Raw genomic sequence first — 17,334 nt, forward strand, 5'->3', positions numbered from 1 at the left:
CGGGGAATGGGGAGACTCCTGTGGGAAGAGAGTGCTTGGTGAGATCCCGCAGGACGAATAGTCCGAGGAAGCTCACCGCGCTCCCACGGAAAGCGAGCCATTCCCCGCCGCCCTGATCCACTCACCAAATGTCACGGAATCAAGTCTTCAGCAATAACGACAGCAGCTGGATTCCACCTCCTTCACAACGGTTCCAGAATAGCGGTCATGCGGCATAAGGGCTCCTTCTTGTATTGTAAATCCTTTTCGATCTTTCCAATAATCAATACCGCTGATCAAGTCTCGATAAGCCATCCGCTTAACGATTTGCTTTGACGTCGGCTTGCCTTCTCCTTCATTATCCAAGGCCAACCCCATAGACAAATACCCAACGGTCGTACCGCTCGCCTTAAGCTGAGCGTACTCCAGCGACCACATGACGAGAGTCGGTGTGATTAATGCGTGTACGGCTTCATTTTTCACTTTTTTGCGGAGCAGCTTTTCTACACCGAAAGTTACGGCTGTTGAAATCACGAAGTCTATACAGAAAGCTGCGGTTCTTTTTTTTGTAATTAAGTGCATGTTCTGTTCTTCTCCTTCTACTAAGTATGTTTTTTATACTAACGATTTCACCTTACAAAAGGTTTCAAAAAGATATAGTTTGCCTATGCTAAAGGATGGATAGAGATTTTAGATTCATGCTACTTATGAATCAATTTGAGCAGCAGAAAGTTCATACTGTTTACATATACCCTTACCGGGTAATAGTATGCAACATATAGAGATGAAACGGAGGGATCTCGTTATGGAACAACATCATCACTCTCATTCTCAAGAAGAACATGACCATCATGAAGACCACGATCATTCTGGTCACGATCATGGTGCGATGATTGAGGATTTCAAACTGAGATTTTATATTTCTTTGTTCGTTACGATTCCAATTTTATTATTATCACCCATGATTCAGGAATTTTTCGGTTTTAGTTTAACTTTCCCTTACGATCAATACGTTTTATTCGGCCTGGCTACGTTTGTCTTCTTCTATGGAGGATGGCCGTTTTTGACTGGAGCTGTTGATGAACTGAAGAGTAGAAATCCAGGCATGATGACGTTGATTGGTCTGGCCATTGTCGTGGCTTATGGATACAGTTCGCTTGTTGTCTTCGGCTGGACAGGAAAGAACTTTTTCTGGGAACTGGCTACACTGATTGATATTATGCTTCTAGGTCATTGGATTGAAATGAGATCCGTGATGGGAGCTTCGAATGCACTTCAGGAATTGGTGAAATTGATGCCAAATACCGCGCATCGATTAACGGAAGATGGCAAAACGGAAGAGGTCGCGTTGAACGAACTCCATGCAGACGACCTTGTGCTCGTAAAGCCTGGAGAGAAAATCCCTGTAGATGGATTAATTACAGACGGAAGCTCTGCCATTGATGAATCTATGTTGACTGGAGAATCTGTACCTGTTGAAAAAGGCAAGGATGATGAAGTGATAGGGGGCGCCATCAATAAAGAAGGAAGCCTGACCATCCAAGTAAAAAACACGGGAAAGGATACGTATCTTTCCAAAGTCATCACCCTTGTAGAGGAAGCACAAAATTCAAAGTCGAGGGCTCAGGACTTAGCGAACCGTGCAGCCAAATGGCTGTTCTATCTAGCGCTCGGAGCCGGTATTACGACATTCATCGTATGGATCGCTTTAGGATTTTCCTTTGATGTCGCAATAGAACGAATGGTAACTGTCATGGTCATCACGTGTCCGCACGCTCTAGGATTAGCTGCCCCGCTTGTCGTGGCCGTATCCACCTCTTTATCTGCAAAACAGGGACTGTTGATCAGAAACCGTACTCAATTTGAGAATGCACGAAGGATCGACGCCGTCATTTTTGACAAAACAGGAACCCTGACAAAAGGTGAGTTCGGGGTCACGAATATCATTCCTGCCAACGAGCAAGCGGAACAGGATGTTTTATACTGGGCCGCAAGCGTCGAGCAAAACTCTGAACACCCTCTCGCTAAAGGAATTTTAGAAAAAGCTGAGGATCAAGAGATTGCTCTCGGTAAAGTGGAAGACTTTGAATCCATAACCGGACAAGGGCTAAAAGGAACGATTGACGGCAGATCCGTTAAAGTTATGAGTCCAGGGTATATGGACGAGCAGGGGTATTCGTATGATCAATCAGCGTTTACTGAACTGTCTGAAGAAGGAAAAACCGTCGTCTTCGTACTTGTAGACGATCAATTTATCGGGATGGTCGCACTTGCTGATATGGTCCGGGATTCAGCGAAAGAAGCGATTGCCGAGCTGAAAGCCAAAGGCATCCACTCCATCATGCTTACTGGAGATAATGAAAAGGTTGCTCACTGGGTCGCAAAGCAGCTCGATATTGAAGAGGTTTATGCAGAAGTCATGCCTGATCATAAGTCGGACAAGGTGAAGGAAGTCCAGTCCAGCGGAAGGAAAGTCGCTATGACAGGAGATGGCATCAACGACGCTCCCGCACTGGCTACAGCGGATGTAGGCATTGCCATCGGCAGCGGTACCGACGTGGCGGTGGAAACAGCAGACATTGTGCTCGTCCAAAGCAACCCGAAAGATATCGTGTCCGTGTTGAGTTTATCTAAGAACACGTATAGAAAAATGGTCCAGAACCTCTGGTGGGCAACTGGCTACAACATTTTTGCGATTCCATTAGCTGCAGGAGTTCTTGCTCCTATCGGAGTTGTGCTCAGCCCAGCTGTAGGTGCTGTTCTAATGAGTTTAAGTACAGTCGTAGTAGCAATTAACGCAAAGCTGCTTAAGGCTGATTAAATATATATAGATGATAAAATGAGGAGGAACTGAAAATGAAAAAAAGAATGTTAGGATTGGCTGCGCTATTGTTGATTTTGCTTGTCGCTGCTTGTTCCAGCGATGAGCAGGAAAATGAAAGCACGAACGAGAACGAGGAAAGCAATGAGTCCAGTGAAGAAATGGACCATTCTGAAATGAATCATTCAAGTTCAGGCGAGGTGCCTGACGATCTTGAAGAAGCAGAGGATCCTTCCTATGAAGTCGACAGTACCGCTGTCATGAATGCAGACCACATGCCAGGAATGGATGGCGCAGAAGCAACGATTTCTGGAGCTTTCGATACGGTAGCTTATGTCGTTTCTTATGATCCAACCAATGGCGGAGAACGTGTGGAAGATCATAAATGGGTCATCCATGAAGAACTCGAAGATCCAGGAGAGGCACCTCTTGAAGAGGGAGCAGAAGTCACCTTAAACGCTTCTCATATGGAAGGCATGGAAGGTGCTGAGGCAACCATTGATTCCGCAGAAGAAACAACTGTCTATATGGTCGATTTTGAACCGACCGACGGAGGAGAAAAGGTTGAGAACCATAAATGGGTAACAGAAAGTGAATTATCCGATGAATAATATGTAAATGAAACGGACACCATTCCCAGTTTGGGGATGGTGTTTTTTTATAATGTAACCATGGTACGATAGGGGAAAAATAGAAATGACAGGTGATTCCGTGTTAAAGAGAATAGAACTTCAACGTGAACGCATTCCTTCTTTTCAAACTTATCCTTTTTCAATCCCTTCTATAAAAAATCTTCAGCATCTTGATATCAGCAACCGGGTGACTTGCTTTGTTGGAGAAAATGGCTCCGGTAAATCGACGCTGTTAGAAGCCATCGCCGATCGATGCGGCTTTCATACAGCAGGCGGCGGACGGAATAATTATTATGACGTCCATGCTTCTGAATCGGCACTCGGAGATTATGTCAAACTGTCCTGGCTGCCAAAACTGACGAAAGGCTTTTTCCTTCGCGCCGAGTCTTTCTATGATTTCGCGTCTCATATTGATGAAGTCGGCGCTCATGGAGCATATGGCGGGCAGTCGCTGCACGCACAGTCTCATGGGGAGTCGTTTTTGTCTCTATTCTTGAACAGGTTCCACGGGAAAGCCATTTACCTGTTGGACGAGCCTGAAGCGGCTTTGTCCCCTCAGCGTCAGCTTTCTTTTTTAAAAATCATGCATGACTTAGTTTCCTCAGGAGACTGCCAGTTCATTATAGCCACCCACTCCCCCATTCTGTTAGGGTATCCTGACGCTGATATTTACAGTTTTGATGAAGAAGAGATTCATAAGATCCAGTATGAGGAGACAAACCACTTTCAGATTACGAGTTATTTTTTGCAAAATCGTGAGAGATTTCTCCGCGATATTTTAGATGATGATTGAACTTAGCTTATAAAAGAGTTGAGCTGACGGTATTTTTTAAATAATTGGAATTTGGAATCTTGTTCACTCTCCAACCAACTTAACTCTTTCAAGCAAATGTACGTTTATATCACCATTGGGTTTTCTTTGGAGAGAATAAACTGATACCGTATCAAGAATGAATGCCTCGCTCATTTCCATTGATAATAATTCATCAGTTTCTTTAACTGACAGCGATGAATTATTACATAATGTGCAATGGGGCTTATAAGGAAATGAGCTATCTGTAAATTTAATATTTGAATTTACAAGTTGTTCGTGAAATTTTCGAAACGGACTTTCATCTTGTAAGGTAAAAAAGAAAATATCCGTATGTGGAAACCTGCTGACTTTTCCGAAAGTGCCCTTAATCGGTCTCGTCCGTGAAGCTATATCTTTAGTAATTTTATAGACATTGCTCGAATCTTGTTCGTACTGTAAGACTCCTATTCCACTTGAACCAGCCACAGTTATTTCGGCAGGCAAAGACATAGTATACCTATATTCAGATCTTATCTCCTTAACTTTATCAGCAATTTTATTTGGTAAATCCAATACGATGTATGTATCATGTTTCAAACTTTTCACTCTAAGTCCTCCTCTCTTTTAACCTCTCCTGCCTCTTCCGATTATAATCGATTTACTTAAATAATGTTAAAGATGGTTGTTGATGTTCATAAGAGAGTTATTCAATAATAAAGAAGGATTGTTGAATACTCAATTTCGAGATAACCGGGGTTCGTTGCCGAATTAAGAGTCAGGGGTGGTTGGGAAGCTACTCGCTTTCCTGTGGGGGAACTGGCGAGCTTCCTCGGGCTTGCAGCCCTGTGGGATCTCGCCTACCTCCTTCTCCCACGGGAGTCTCGCAGCTTCCCAACCACCCCATTTGATAGAGTTAAGAAACGAACCCCTTTACCAAGAAAGTGGGTCTTCTATATGCCTGTCAGGTGAGAAGATAGCGCCTCACATCAAGTTTTTACACTTGTTATGAAAACCAGCAAGTGTTTGCTTTTTCGTGAAGCGGTTTCGAGAGACATATATGGAAAGGGACGGAGGGAAACGGTGAGACTCCTGTGGGATGAGCGGGACAGGTGAGACCCCACAGAGCGAAGCTCGAGGAGGCTCAGCGCCCGCCCCACGGAAAGCGAATCGTTTCCTGCAGCCCCTAAACTCTCACTATACCTCGAAACTAAGCCTTCAAGAATAGGGAGATTATATGAATAACAACATGGAAATTTAACAGATCATAAATAAAAAGGGCGATCGCAGTATGAAGCAATCGCCCTCTTTCATTAACCTTTAAATCCTATTATTCAACTTGAGAAATTTATTACAATCGGTGCGAAAAAACCTTAGGATGCAGACCAGACGTCCTTCGCAAAGCGACCGGATTGTTCAAGCCCTTCCAACCAGGCAGCTGCTTCTTGATTACTTGTCTGATGAAGGTCTTGATAACACCCGATCAGCGTATCCGTCACTTCAGGAGCCATCTTGCTGCCATCGCCGCAAATGTACAAGTGGCCTCCTTGATCTAAGAGAGAGATAATCGTTTGTGCATTTTTCTTCATTAAATGCTGGACATATACTTTTTCTTCATTGTCCTGTCTGGAGAATGCACTATGAAGCTCAATAAGCCCAAGGCGTTCGGCTTCCTTCAGTTCTTTCTCGTATAAAAAGTCCTGTTCTGGATGACGGCACCCGAAGTACAGGTGAGCACTTCCCAGCGTTTTCCCTTCCTGCTGCATGACATGGCGAGCTTGGATGAATCCTCTAAACGGCGCGATTCCCGTTCCTGGTCCTACGAGAATCATCGGAGTTTCAGGATCGTCAGGCAGCTGAAATTCCGATTGAGGCGTCCTAATGAAACAGGCGATTTTGTCTCCTGTTTCTCGAGATGCGAGATAGTTAGAAGCTACTCCTTCATACTCGCCTTTGCCGCTCCAGGCTTCCCCACGGACGACACTGACCGTAACACTTGTCTGGTGTTCATCCACACGTGGTGAACTAGAGATGGAATAGTAACGGACTTTCAAGGACGGCAGCAAGGAGATAAAGCTTTCGAATTCCATTTCACAGGATGGATAAGCTTCAAGCAGCTCAAGCATTGTCTGACGTTTTTCCAAAATTTCTCGTTTGTAGATGTCATCCTCTACAAGTTGTTCAAGCTCCTTTTTGTGAGGAGGGCAAGGGTTACTGGCTGCGAGCTCGCGAATTTGTGCACGAGTGGCAGGTTCCTGCAGTTCCACATATGACGATAATAATTGTGCAAGCTGAACAGGCTGGTTGGCAGGCAGATGGGTCGCTCTTCCTGTACCTGCTCCAAGAATGACATGCTCTTCTCCTTTTATTCCAAACCGGTTCAACACCCTGTGTACAAGTGCTGGTGTATTTTCAGGAAGCACGCCAAGATGATCCCCTTCTTTGTAGGTGACGTCGGCAGGCAGCTGTACATCAATGTGACGAGTACTGCGTTCACTAGTATTCAAGAGTTCCTGGTTGTCACGAATAACGGCAGTAAAAGCATCATACGTGCGAGCAACTGGTGTATAGCTGATGCCACTGACAAATTCCATAGAGACGTGACTAGACGTATGGTCTCCATCCTCCAGCTCAAGATTAAAACGATCCGCTAAACTAGGCCATAAACGCTCCTGCCATTTTTCAAAATCGCCATCAAAGTCTTCACTTGCATCTCCTTCTCCACGTTCAAGCAGTCTTGAAGCCCCTTTGGCTTCGAGCTCTCCATCGATAATGGCCGGAATGCGCTGATAGGTGTTCGCCCAATTGCGATCCCCACAGCCGAAGACAGCATAGGTTACCCCTTCCAGGTCAGCTTCTTCAACAGAAGGAAGCCAATCCATAAAGGAAGTTGCATTATCTGGCGGGTTTCCGTTATAGGAAGCAGATACAATCAAGACAGCCCCTTCTGTCGGAAGATCCCCGGCACATTCATTCAATGGAGCGGTGGTCACTTCAAATCCTTGATATCGCGCAGTTTCCGCAAGCTCTCGGGCTACCCCCTCTGCCGTTCCCAAATTAGATCCAAATAACACAAGTAATGGCGTGCCATTTGATTGAATGACAGGCGCAGCCTTCGATTCTACAGATATTTCTTGTTTTTCTTCAGAAGCTGGCGCTTGGAATACCATAGCTTCTTTTCTCGATTTCACTTTCATCGTTAATCCGTCAGGCTTAAACGTTAACGTTTCTTTGACGTCCAGCTCATAATCTGTATGATCTTTGAGGTCAAAATGTTGCAGGACCATGCCGAGAACGAGCGTCGCTTCATGAAGAGCGAACTGCTGCCCAATGCAAGCCCGCTGCCCGTTGCCAAAAGGTTTATAAGCATGATGCGGAATGTTTGCAGGATCTTCAAATCGCTCCGGTTTAAACTCTTCCGCATCTTCCCCCCAGACGGACGTGTCACGGTGCAGCTCTGGTAAAAGCAGGGTGAACGAATCTCCCTTTTCCACCTCATATTCTCCATCAAGGGTCGTGTCTTCCTTGGCAAAAACAGAAAAAGCCGGTGCAGTCGGCCATAATCGCAACGCTTCATTCAAGATCATCCGTACATATTTCAACTGTTTCACCTGTTTATAGGAAGGTGTATCATCACCAAGCACTTCATCCACTTCTTGATAGGCTTTCTGTAATTTCTCAGGATCTTTCAACAAGAAATAAATCGCAAAAGAAAGAAGACCGCTCGTTGTTTCATGCCCAGCAATCAAGAATGTAATGATTTGAAACCGGATGTTCTCATCATCCAGGGCTTCCCCTGTTTCAGGGTCTTTTCCTTTCAACATGTGGCCAAGTAAATCGTCCTCTCCTTGATCACCTGCTTGTTTACGATCTTCGATTAATTGATCGACAAGATTGAACATGTAATCAATATCTTCTTTATATTGTCGTTTGGAACGGACCATCAGCTTATCCTGGATACCAAGCCGCTGTGACTGGCTCATCGATTCATCCAGCGCCCTCACCATTTTTTCTACGAATGGATGAGAATCTTCACGATAGAAACTGTTGAACCGATAGTTGAATCCGCACAAACCAATAGTATCAAGCGTAAGGCGTGTCATATCGTCGGGTACATGAACTTCTTCGTTCGAATTAAGACGCGCCCATTTTTGGACCAGCTGGGAAGCAATATCGACCATTTTATCATGGTACCCCTTCATCGCCTGCTGGCTGAAACTAGGAAGCAGTATATTGTGGGCTTTCTTCCAATTCGGTTCTTCCGTTTCACTTGTGAACAAACCATCTCCGCCAAAGGCGCGTACCTTTTGAAGAGCTGGTCCAACTTTTTTATCAAAGCGTGTTTCATCACAGATTTCTGCAGCAAAACGAGCATTAGAAACGAAGTTACTTACTCGACCCGGAAATTGGAATTGGTAGACCGGCCCCAGTTCCCGGGCATGTTTCATAAACGATTGCACGGGTTTATCTTTATCAATGCCCGGTAAATTTCCGAGCGGTCCATAGGATTTCGGTTGTGGAAGTTTTTCTATATGATTCATGAATAAGCACCTCTTTCATGGAATTGAAAATAACCGGAATGAATATTCATTCCTTTAATAGGATAAGAAAACTGAGCCCCATCACGAATGATGACGCACAGCATCCCAGCAACTTTCCTCTACTCCTGCCAATAATTCTTCCGACGATTCGATGTCACCTGCACGGATCAATTTAAAAAGCTCAAGAAAACCACCAAATATAATAGCAATTAACGCCTTCGATGGAAGATCTCGAATTTGCTTTTCTTCTTTCCCCTCATCTAGGAAATTCTGGAGAATCATAAGCAGATGATTAAAACTCTCTCGACTTGTATCATCAAGAAAGTAAGCAGCATTATGTGTTTTTATAAAATAAAGGGCATGCTCATGTTCATTTGTAAAACGAATCATCCCTTTAAATAAATGATGGAATTGATCACGAATACTATCTTCCTTCGGATAATCTTCCTCCAGCGTCTGGGTGAACAATGTCACATAATGCTGGAACAACGTATTGACGAGAACTTCTTTGTTCTCAAAATAGCGATATATGGTTCCTGCGCCTACGCTGGCATCATTAGCAATCATCGGAATCGTTGTCGCATCGAAACCACGTTCTGCAAATAAAGTCAGCGCACTGTGGATGATATGATCACGTTTACTTGTGGATGTCGGCATATGAAAGTTTCCTCCTTTTGTCACGGAATGAACATTCATTCCTAAGTATTGTAGTACATTATTCCATATCGTACAATCATCCAAAGGTCTCAAAAAAGCTTGCACATCTAATTTAGGTTTAGATACTAGAAATAAAAGGAACTACCATTTTTATGGATAATTAGGAGCGTAATGAGGATTGTACAGCCCTTGAATTTACGTTAGTAAAATCAAGATGAGATTCCAATAGCGTAACCAAATATTCGTACTATTACTTATTATTAGGAGGCACACAATGAGATATTTAGGTGTAAGTTTAGTTATGCTAGCAGGTTTATTCTGGGGCATAAGCGGGGGAATTGCGGATATTTTAATGGACAAGGGCTGGGATCCTATTGTGATTTCATTTTATCGAGGGGCTGTTGGATTTATATGTTTTCTCGCCTGGTTTCTCGTTCGCTTTAAACAAAATTGGACGACCTCTCCTCGTTTATATATATGGTCCTTATTAGCAGGGCTCGGTGTTGCTGGTAATTTCACTTTTTACTTTCTTAGTATCGAGTCTTCAAGCATTGCTGTTGCGGCTACTTTAGTGTACTCTGCCCCTGTGTTTGTTCTTTTAGTCTCCTTTTTAAGAGGAATAGAACGCTCTACCTGGTTCAAATGGGGATGCATTGCCGGCGTGCTTATCGGGATTATCCTGCTTACAGGCGCCTACAACCCCGAATCGATTTCAGTAAGTTTTCTAGGGGCGGCAGCTGGGCTTGCTGCTGGGCTTTGCTACGCATTGTTTATATTCGGATTTAAAAAAACCGCTTCTATTGCAAAGCCGCAGACGACCTTAACTATCGCCTTTTTCTCATTCTGCCTCATTCTTCTTCTCTTTATGAACAGGGGTGAAGCAGCCAGTGTAGTGACGTCAAGCGACTTAGGCTGGTTTGTTCTTTTAGGGCTGCTGGGAGCAGGAATTTCATTTATATTTTATGTGATTGGTATTCGACGGACTGCCCCGTCAACTGCTTCTATGGTCGCTATGGTAGAACCGGTGACAGCTTCATTATTCGGCGTTATGCTTTTGGGAGATGATTTGGGTCTCGTTCAATTTCTTGGAATGGTACTCATCCTGGCAACGGTCACCACCCTTAGTTTAAAGCAGTCTGACTGAGATAGTTCACGTACAGTTAACGAATTTAATTGAGATAAGTAAAGCAACACTAGTAAGTCGGCATTTAGCCAAAAACTATACGAACCATAGAGCCCCATACGACATTGCTTTCGTGTGGGGCTTTATCTTAGATTCATTATATCCATTGCTTGTGAAGGTTATCATAATGTTGCAAATCCGCATGAATGTTAACTTACGCTTCTTCGTTATAATCATGGACGGATAAATTGTATCGTAACTAGTAACTTTCTTATCCTATGATCCCTCTACTCTCTCAACCATCTCTCTTTATAATCTTCAATGTACCGGGCAATGGGAGTTGGTTTTGATTTTGTGATTTTTTCAAAATCATAGGTGACTCCTTTGGCCAACCCTAGCTTGGTTGGAAAATGAATACCGATTACGACATTCACAAAGTCCTCATTTTCTCCCTTTTGTAACATATACGACTTAAATTCTTTAACCGTTGGATTTGTATATTCGATTCTCTCCCCCAGAATAGAAGTCATTAAGTCAGCCACTTCATAAAAATCGACCGCTTTCTCTCCCGTAATGATATGACTCTTGTTTGTATGATCTGCAGGATTTTCAAAAGCGTGAAGAGCTGCTTCTGCAAGATCCCGTGTATCAACAAAGCTCGTCTTCCCCTTACCTGCAGGGACAAAAATCCTTCTATTCTCTTTAATTTCTTCTCCCAAAAAATCATGCAGGTTCTGCATGAAATACCCTGCTCTAATAAAAGTATAGGGGATATTTAGTTTTTTGATGAGCTTTTCATTCTTAAAGTGATGAATGAAAGGAAGAAACTGAACATCCTTAACCGATAAGTACACAACATGCTTTATACGTTTTTCCTTGACCATTTTAAGAAATTGATAAAATTCGATTTTGCCTCCTGGAGGATAAATGAGAAAGATCTTATCTACACCTTCTAATGCCTCTTCAAATGTAGCACGATTAGAAAAGTCTAATTTTACAAAAGCAAAGTCATTTCCATACGTTCTCTTTGCTTTTTCAACATTTCTCACAGCACCCTTAAAGGAAAGGTTCTGTTCATGTAACTTTTTGGCTACTTCTATTCCCATTTTCCCATTAAAACCCGTAACAAGTATAGTCATGTCCGAATCACTCCTATTAGAAAAAAAGAAAAAGAGCCTACCCTCTTTCTTCAAAATTTCTAATCAATAATTTTAAAAAAAGGTTTTGATACCAGCCCTGGATAAGATAATCAGGATAGAAGAGTGTGGCCATATGGTACTCATCAAGCCATGTACAACAATACAGTATATTACTTATATAATACTTTAAATTTTTCACATACCACAGGTATTTTATGATGAAAGTCTAGATTTACCTCCTGGAGCTCTTTTTTAAAAAAGTCTTCGTGAACGGTACGCCAATACTCCAATGAGCGGTCGCCTTCACCTTCTAAATAAGCGTGTTCTTCAGTAACTTCATCAAATGGAATAATATCAACCGAAGTCGTTTCGGCGATGGCCACGGCTTTTCCATCCCCATCGAGAATAATATTATGAAGACCAATATGGGGCAGCGGCTCCTTGTCTAACTCATATAACGTATAATTTGATGCTGTTGCTGTTTTCTTTCCTTCTAACACTAACTTCGCCAGTTCATCAGCCATTTCCTTAGAATCACCAAAAGCCCATGCTTCAAAATCAGTTGGTGCATTCGGGTGGGTCTTCTTAAAATCTTTCCACATTTCCTGAATTGAATCATTGCTCATATCTATCAACCTACTTTCTATTTTTCCCTTAGTTTACTTACGATTTTATTTAGAAATAGTTTCTTTTATTAAAATACTGCGAATAAGTGTTTTTTCTACTTCCCCCTTTTAGGGAAGAACTCCTCCCAATACCTAGTCATCTAAAAGACTTAAGATCGATTCATATGTAATTCCAACATATAAATTACAATATTAAGTAAAAACTTGGTTCATTAGTGTAAAGCAATGTAAATGGAATATTATTTTTCGTCTCATCCGTTTAAACCTCTGAAATAAATGGGTAAATAACAGAAGTATGAATTTACGAAGGGAAGGGATCACACATGAAGGAACGTGTATACATTAGCCCATCAAAATATGTACAGGGCAGAAATGCTATTCAAAAAATCGGTCAACATTTAGAAGGTATTGGTGAAACTGCTCTAGTCATAGCAGACGAGACAGTATGGGAGATTGCAGGAAACGATGTTGTATCTTACCTCAAAGAAACTACTATTAATACAAAGAACGTTGTGTTTAACGGCGAAGCATCTCCAAAGGAAATGGACCGAATTACCGAAATTGCTAAAGAGGCTGAAGCTTCCATTGTCATTGGTGTCGGCGGAGGCAAAACGCTGGATACTGCAAAGGCCGTTGCTGATGAGGTACAAGCTTATATGGTCATCATTCCCACAACTGCTTCTACCGACGCTCCTACCAGCGCACTTTCCGTGGTTTACTCTGATGAAGGTGTGTTTGAATCGTATCGTTTTTATAAAAAGAATCCAGACCTTGTATTACTGGACTCCAAAATTATTGCAGAAGCTCCCCCGCGTTTCTTAGCTTCCGGTATCGCAGATGCACTGGCTACATTCGTCGAAGTGAGAAGTGTCGTGAACAATAAAGGAAATACGATGGCAGGAGGACAAACGACACTAGCTGCACAGGCCATAGCAGAAAAATGCGAAGAAGTACTCTTTGATTACGCATTACTCGCATATCAATCCAATGAACGTCAAGTGGTAACGCCTGCTTTAGAAAATGTGATTGAAGCGAATACACTGCTTAGCGGTCTTGGATTTGAAAGTGGAGGACTAGGCGCTGCCCATGCCATACACAACGGATTTACCGCTCTTGAAGGTGAAATCCACCACCTCACACATGGAGAGAAAGTAGCATTCGGCACCCTTGTTCAATTAACGATGGAAGAGCATTCACAAGAAGAAATCGAACAATATATGGCATTATATATGAGCCTTAATCTACCAATCACTTTAGAAGACATTAAACTAAAAGATGTATCCAGGGAAGATATCCTCAAAGTAGCAGAAACCGCTACTGCTGAAGGAGAAACTATCCACCAGGCTTTCTCAGTAACAGCTGAAGAAGTCGCTGATGCGATTATTGCTACTGACCAATATGCTAAAAGTTTCAAAGGAATGTTAGAAATAGATGGATAATACGAAAAGCTGGGAAGATTATCTTCCCAGCTTTTTTGTAAGCGAAATACTTCCAGTCACTTCGATTGCACATATACAATAGGATCAAACTTACTTACCGTTTTTGTAAATTTAGGAGGGTAATCACGATGTCAAAAGAGCAATGGGACGAGCGTTTTTCCGATGAGAACTTTGTTTACGGCACCGAGGTAAATGATTTTATTTTAGAGCAGGCCGGCAGACTGCCAGCCAAATGTAAAATTGGCTGCTTTGCAGAAGGAGAAGGAAGAAATGCCGTCTATCTGGCATCACAAGGTCATGAAGTAGAAGCCTATGACCAATCAAGTACCGGCCTTGAAAAAATGTATAAGCTGGCTCAGCAGCATCGTGTTGAAGTAAAAGGCATACAAAAGGATTTAATCAATGAGAAAGTGGAAAGTGAGCGGTACGATGCAGCTGTTATGGTATTTGGTCATGTACCTAAATCCGGGCAACCTTTTTTAATAGAAAACATTCTTCAGTCTGTGAAAACAGGCGGTATCGTCATGTTTGAAGTCTATTCGGAGAAGCAGCTGGAGTATGGTACAGGAGGTCCGCCTTCTCAACAATTACTGTATACCCCTTCTGATGTGCTGAGTTGGATAGAACATCAGAACGTGCTTCATTTCTATTATGGAGAAGCTGTTCGAAATGAAGGTGAAAGACATAATGGTCTGGGACATGTCATCCAGGTAGTTCTTCAGAAAAAATAAAAAACGTACCTCTTCCACAGTGAAGCAGGCTTTCAAAGCGTTGATGGAAAAGTTTTAATAAAGATTGATTATAGTATATCGAATTAAAAGAGTGGGCCATTACTAATGGTCCACTCTTTTTTGTTTTTTTTGTGCGATGCGATGGATCTATTTTTCCATCTAATGAAGTATTTTAAGAAATTTTTAAGAACTTCATAAGAGCCATTTAAGTTCTTTGCATCATACTGGTGAAGGAATTAAGAAAGGGGGATTTTTTATGACAGAGCCAGTAGCTCAGATGAAAAATGTAAAGAAACAGATTGGAAATAAAACAATCATCCATGGGATATCACTCGATGTTTATCCAGGCGAAGTGTTCGGGTTCTTAGGCCCGAACGGTGCAGGTAAAACAACGATGATCCGTATGATCGTCGGCCTAATGAAGGTGACAGAAGGTGATATTTATATACAGGGACATCACGTAAATAAGGATTTTCAAAAGGCCATAGCTCAGGTCGGCGCGATTATTGAAAATCCGGAAATGTACGATTTTCTTTCCGGTTATGAGAATTTAAGGCATTATGCGCGATTGTCTGTGAAGCCGATTTCCAAAGACCGTATTAAAGAAATTGTTGAACTGGTTGGATTAAGCGGCAGAATTCACGAGAAGGTAAAAGGGTATTCACTCGGCATGAGACAGCGGCTAGGTATTGCCCAGGCTCTTTTACATTCGCCCTCTCTGCTGATTTTAGACGAGCCTACAAATGGATTAGATCCAGCGGGTATTCGTGAGATTAGAGAATATATTCGCAGGATCGCCCATGAAGAGAATTTAGCGGTGTTTGTTTCAAGTCACTTGTTAGCTGAAATGCAGCTTATGTGTGATCGAATAGGAATTATCCAGCATGGACGGCTGCTTCAGGTAGAAAAAATGGAAACACTTCTCAAGGAGAAAAAGCGGACAGTCCAGGTTAACGTCCATCCTAAAAAGCAAGCCATGGAATACCTTGAGTCGTTATCATGGTCTATCAATAATATCAACGGAATCCTGCATGTGGAGATTGAGCAGAAAGAGGATATAGCCAGGCTTGCATCCGACATAGTCAAGAGTGGCTATCAGCTTTATCAGCTTAACGAAAAACACGAATCATTAGAAAACACATTTTTAGAGCTGACGAAGGAGGAATTATAATGTACCTTTTTAAAATGCTTCAAAATGAGCATCTGAAAATTTACCGGAGAATAGGGACATGGATTATGATAGGGTTAATGATCCTCACTTTGCTTGTCTTTGCACTCGTATCTAAATTTATTTTAAACGAAGAAGATTCGGCTTCATGGGAAAGACAGGCACAAGCCGAAATCACTCAAATCGAGGAAAGGCTTAACAGCGGTGCGCCTTTAAAGGTGGAACAAGACTATTTAGAGCAGGAGCTGGCTGTTTTAGAATACCGGTTAGCAGAGGACGTGCCTCCTCTTCAATCTGATTCTTTGTGGGGATTCATGGCAGATACAACCAACCTTATAGGGATTGCTTCCTTATTTACGATCGTCATTGCAGCAAGCATCGTGGCGAATGAATTCTCCTCTGGTACCATTAAACTGCTACTCATCCGACCCGTAAGCCGCGGAAAAGTCCTGCTTTCAAAGTATGTGACTGTCATCAGCTTTGGATTTGTCATGCTTACCTTAATGATTGGGCTGTCTTTTATCCTCGGAGCCTTATTCTTTGGGAACTCTGGCGGAGCATCCGCCTTTCTCACATACAGTAACGGTCAGGTTGTTGAGCAACCGATGATCAGCTATATTCTCAGCCTATTCGGTTATAAAAGTGTCGAAATTATTATGATATCTACACTAGCTTTTATGATCTCGACGGTTTTCCGGAGCAGCGCTCTAGCAATAGGATTCTCTTTGTTTCTTATGTTTACAGGTCCACAGTTCGTTCAGCTGCTCAGCTCGTACGACTGGGTAAAATATATTTTATTTGCGAATACTAATTTAATGCAATATATCAACGGCGTTCCTATGGTAGAAGGAATGACGATATCATTTTCCATTATCGTACTCATCCTCTACTTTATATTATTTACTATTGTATCCTGGGCTGTTTTTAAATGGAGAGATGTTGCCGTATAATAATGAAAGAAGTTTTTGAACAGGCTGGGAGGCATGGGTACAATGTCGTTTGACCGCATCTTAATTGTTGAGGATGAAATAGAGCTTGCTGAACTAGTAAGGGACTACCTTGAAAAAGAAGGGTTTGAAGTGATTCACGCCAAGGATGGCGAGGAGGGGCTGCAGCAATTCCAGGATGCTGACCCCTCGCTGGTTATCCTTGACTTGATGCTGCCCAAAATGGACGGAATGGAACTTTGCAGAAGAATGCGAAGCAAAGCCATGCTGCCTATTATCATGATGACAGCTAAAGGCAGTGACACCGATAAAATCGTAGGATTAGGTATTGGCGCCGATGATTACATTACAAAGCCGTTCAGCCCCAGCGAATTAGTAGCCCGTGTGAAAGCCCACCTCCGCCGGTACCGCTATTATTCAGAACCTTCCAAAGAACAGCAGAGCCTGACCTTTGGCGATTTAGTCATCGACCCGGACGAATATAAAGTGACGCTTCGCGGCCAGGTGGTTGAGCTATCGGCGAGAGAATTTAAATTATTGTATGTGTTAGCCAGTCACCGCAGCCAGGTTTTTACGAAAGACCAACTGTTTGATAAGGTATGGGGCTATGATCATTTGGGGGATTTCAATACACTGACCGTCTACATCCGGAAGATTCGTGAAAAAATAGAGCCTGACCCTTCCCTTCCTAAATATATAAAGACGGTCTGGGGTGTTGGCTACAAATTTGAGGGGGAGTGA

Annotated in this window: 15 protein-coding genes; 9 read left to right on the top strand and 6 right to left on the bottom strand. The window is 42.6% G+C overall.

The window, feature by feature from the left end; genetic code table 11:
• Window positions 1–147 precede the first annotated feature (147 nt).
• Window positions 148–561: an RDD family protein gene (locus O2Q26_RS14970; protein ID WP_289216673.1), complete on the bottom strand. Its 414-nt coding sequence runs from the start codon at window positions 559–561 to the stop codon at window positions 148–150.
• 223 nt (window positions 562–784) lie between these two features.
• Between O2Q26_RS14970 and O2Q26_RS14975 the strand changes: the two genes are divergently transcribed.
• The 3 genes from O2Q26_RS14975 (at window position 785) to O2Q26_RS14985 (ending at window position 4,225) form a co-directional block, all read left to right on the top strand.
• Window positions 785–2,800 (top strand): heavy metal translocating P-type ATPase, encoded by a 2,016-nt coding sequence (locus tag O2Q26_RS14975; RefSeq protein WP_289216674.1) that lies wholly within the window; start codon window positions 785–787, stop codon window positions 2,798–2,800.
• 29 nt (window positions 2,801–2,829) lie between these two features.
• Window positions 2,830–3,411 (top strand): YdhK family protein, encoded by a 582-nt coding sequence (locus tag O2Q26_RS14980; protein WP_390216736.1) that lies wholly within the window; start codon window positions 2,830–2,832, stop codon window positions 3,409–3,411.
• 85 nt (window positions 3,412–3,496) lie between these two features.
• Window positions 3,497–4,225 (top strand): AAA family ATPase, encoded by a 729-nt coding sequence (locus tag O2Q26_RS14985; protein WP_289216676.1) that lies wholly within the window; start codon window positions 3,497–3,499, stop codon window positions 4,223–4,225.
• Window positions 4,226–4,288: 63 nt separating this feature from the next.
• On the opposite strand, the gene O2Q26_RS14990 is transcribed toward O2Q26_RS14985, so the two are convergent.
• The 3 genes from O2Q26_RS14990 to O2Q26_RS15000 form a co-directional block, all read right to left on the bottom strand.
• Window positions 4,289–4,831 carry a 2'-5' RNA ligase family protein gene (locus O2Q26_RS14990; protein WP_289216677.1) on the bottom strand — a complete coding sequence of 181 codons (543 nt, stop codon included), beginning with the start codon at window positions 4,829–4,831 and terminating at the stop codon, window positions 4,289–4,291.
• A gap of 764 nt (window positions 4,832–5,595) precedes the next feature.
• Window positions 5,596–8,763 carry a bifunctional cytochrome P450/NADPH--P450 reductase gene (locus O2Q26_RS14995; RefSeq protein WP_289216678.1) on the bottom strand — a complete coding sequence of 1,056 codons (3,168 nt, stop codon included), beginning with the start codon at window positions 8,761–8,763 and terminating at the stop codon, window positions 5,596–5,598.
• Between the two features lie 81 nt (window positions 8,764–8,844).
• A complete protein-coding gene (locus O2Q26_RS15000; protein ID WP_289216679.1) occupies window positions 8,845–9,420 on the bottom strand; it encodes a TetR/AcrR family transcriptional regulator in 576 nt (191 codons plus the stop codon).
• 274 nt (window positions 9,421–9,694) lie between these two features.
• Between O2Q26_RS15000 and O2Q26_RS15005 the strand changes: the two genes are divergently transcribed.
• The gene (locus O2Q26_RS15005; protein ID WP_289216680.1) at window positions 9,695–10,564 is read left to right on the top strand and encodes a DMT family transporter; all 870 of its coding nucleotides are present in this window, start codon (window positions 9,695–9,697) and stop codon (window positions 10,562–10,564) included.
• A 266-nt stretch (window positions 10,565–10,830) separates the two neighbouring features.
• On the opposite strand, the gene O2Q26_RS15010 is transcribed toward O2Q26_RS15005, so the two are convergent.
• Window positions 10,831–11,682 (bottom strand): SDR family oxidoreductase, encoded by an 852-nt coding sequence (locus O2Q26_RS15010; RefSeq protein ID WP_289216681.1) that lies wholly within the window; start codon window positions 11,680–11,682, stop codon window positions 10,831–10,833.
• 170 nt (window positions 11,683–11,852) lie between these two features.
• Entirely contained in the window at window positions 11,853–12,308 is a 456-nt protein-coding gene (locus O2Q26_RS15015; protein ID WP_289216682.1) for an ASCH domain-containing protein, read from the bottom strand.
• A 323-nt stretch (window positions 12,309–12,631) separates the two neighbouring features.
• Between O2Q26_RS15015 and O2Q26_RS15020 the strand changes: the two genes are divergently transcribed.
• From O2Q26_RS15020 to O2Q26_RS15040, 5 genes are all read left to right on the top strand, one after another.
• Complete coding sequence (locus tag O2Q26_RS15020; protein ID WP_289216683.1) at window positions 12,632–13,747, top strand: glycerol dehydrogenase; 1,116 nt, start codon at window positions 12,632–12,634, stop codon at window positions 13,745–13,747.
• A 128-nt stretch (window positions 13,748–13,875) separates the two neighbouring features.
• Window positions 13,876–14,478, top strand: coding sequence for a class I SAM-dependent methyltransferase (locus tag O2Q26_RS15025; RefSeq protein WP_289216684.1), 603 nt, complete (start codon window positions 13,876–13,878; stop codon window positions 14,476–14,478).
• 256 nt (window positions 14,479–14,734) lie between these two features.
• Entirely contained in the window at window positions 14,735–15,649 is a 915-nt protein-coding gene (locus tag O2Q26_RS15030) for an ABC transporter ATP-binding protein (RefSeq protein WP_289216685.1), read from the top strand.
• Window positions 15,649–16,596, top strand: a complete 948-nt coding sequence (locus O2Q26_RS15035) for an ABC transporter permease (protein WP_289216686.1) — start codon at window positions 15,649–15,651, stop codon at window positions 16,594–16,596. The genes O2Q26_RS15030 and O2Q26_RS15035 overlap by 1 nt, the downstream gene beginning before the upstream one ends.
• Before the next feature lie 42 nt (window positions 16,597–16,638).
• Window positions 16,639–17,334 (top strand): response regulator transcription factor, encoded by a 696-nt coding sequence (locus tag O2Q26_RS15040; protein ID WP_289216726.1) that lies wholly within the window; start codon window positions 16,639–16,641, stop codon window positions 17,332–17,334.

This window comes from Halobacillus campisalis (assembly GCF_030345335.1).
GTDB classification, from domain to species: Bacteria; Bacillota; Bacilli; order Bacillales; family Halobacillaceae; genus Halobacillus_A; species Halobacillus_A campisalis.

Coding starts and splice junctions, on each gene's coding strand:
- O2Q26_RS14970 (WP_289216673.1), bottom strand. CDS start 561: ATGCACTTAATTACAAAAAAAAGAACCGCAGCTTTCTGTATAGACTTC.
- O2Q26_RS14975 (WP_289216674.1), top strand. CDS start 785: ATGGAACAACATCATCACTCTCATTCTCAAGAAGAACATGACCATCAT.
- O2Q26_RS14985 (WP_289216676.1), top strand. CDS start 3,497: ATGACAGGTGATTCCGTGTTAAAGAGAATAGAACTTCAACGTGAACGC.
- O2Q26_RS14995 (WP_289216678.1), bottom strand. CDS start 8,763: ATGAATCATATAGAAAAACTTCCACAACCGAAATCCTATGGACCGCTC.
- O2Q26_RS15000 (WP_289216679.1), bottom strand. CDS start 9,420: ATGCCGACATCCACAAGTAAACGTGATCATATCATCCACAGTGCGCTG.
- O2Q26_RS15005 (WP_289216680.1), top strand. CDS start 9,695: ATGAGATATTTAGGTGTAAGTTTAGTTATGCTAGCAGGTTTATTCTGG.
- O2Q26_RS15010 (WP_289216681.1), bottom strand. CDS start 11,682: ATGACTATACTTGTTACGGGTTTTAATGGGAAAATGGGAATAGAAGTA.
- O2Q26_RS15015 (WP_289216682.1), bottom strand. CDS start 12,308: ATGAGCAATGATTCAATTCAGGAAATGTGGAAAGATTTTAAGAAGACC.
- O2Q26_RS15020 (WP_289216683.1), top strand. CDS start 12,632: ATGAAGGAACGTGTATACATTAGCCCATCAAAATATGTACAGGGCAGA.
- O2Q26_RS15025 (WP_289216684.1), top strand. CDS start 13,876: ATGTCAAAAGAGCAATGGGACGAGCGTTTTTCCGATGAGAACTTTGTT.
- O2Q26_RS15030 (WP_289216685.1), top strand. CDS start 14,735: ATGACAGAGCCAGTAGCTCAGATGAAAAATGTAAAGAAACAGATTGGA.
- O2Q26_RS15035 (WP_289216686.1), top strand. CDS start 15,649: ATGTACCTTTTTAAAATGCTTCAAAATGAGCATCTGAAAATTTACCGG.
- O2Q26_RS15040 (WP_289216726.1), top strand. CDS start 16,639: ATGTCGTTTGACCGCATCTTAATTGTTGAGGATGAAATAGAGCTTGCT.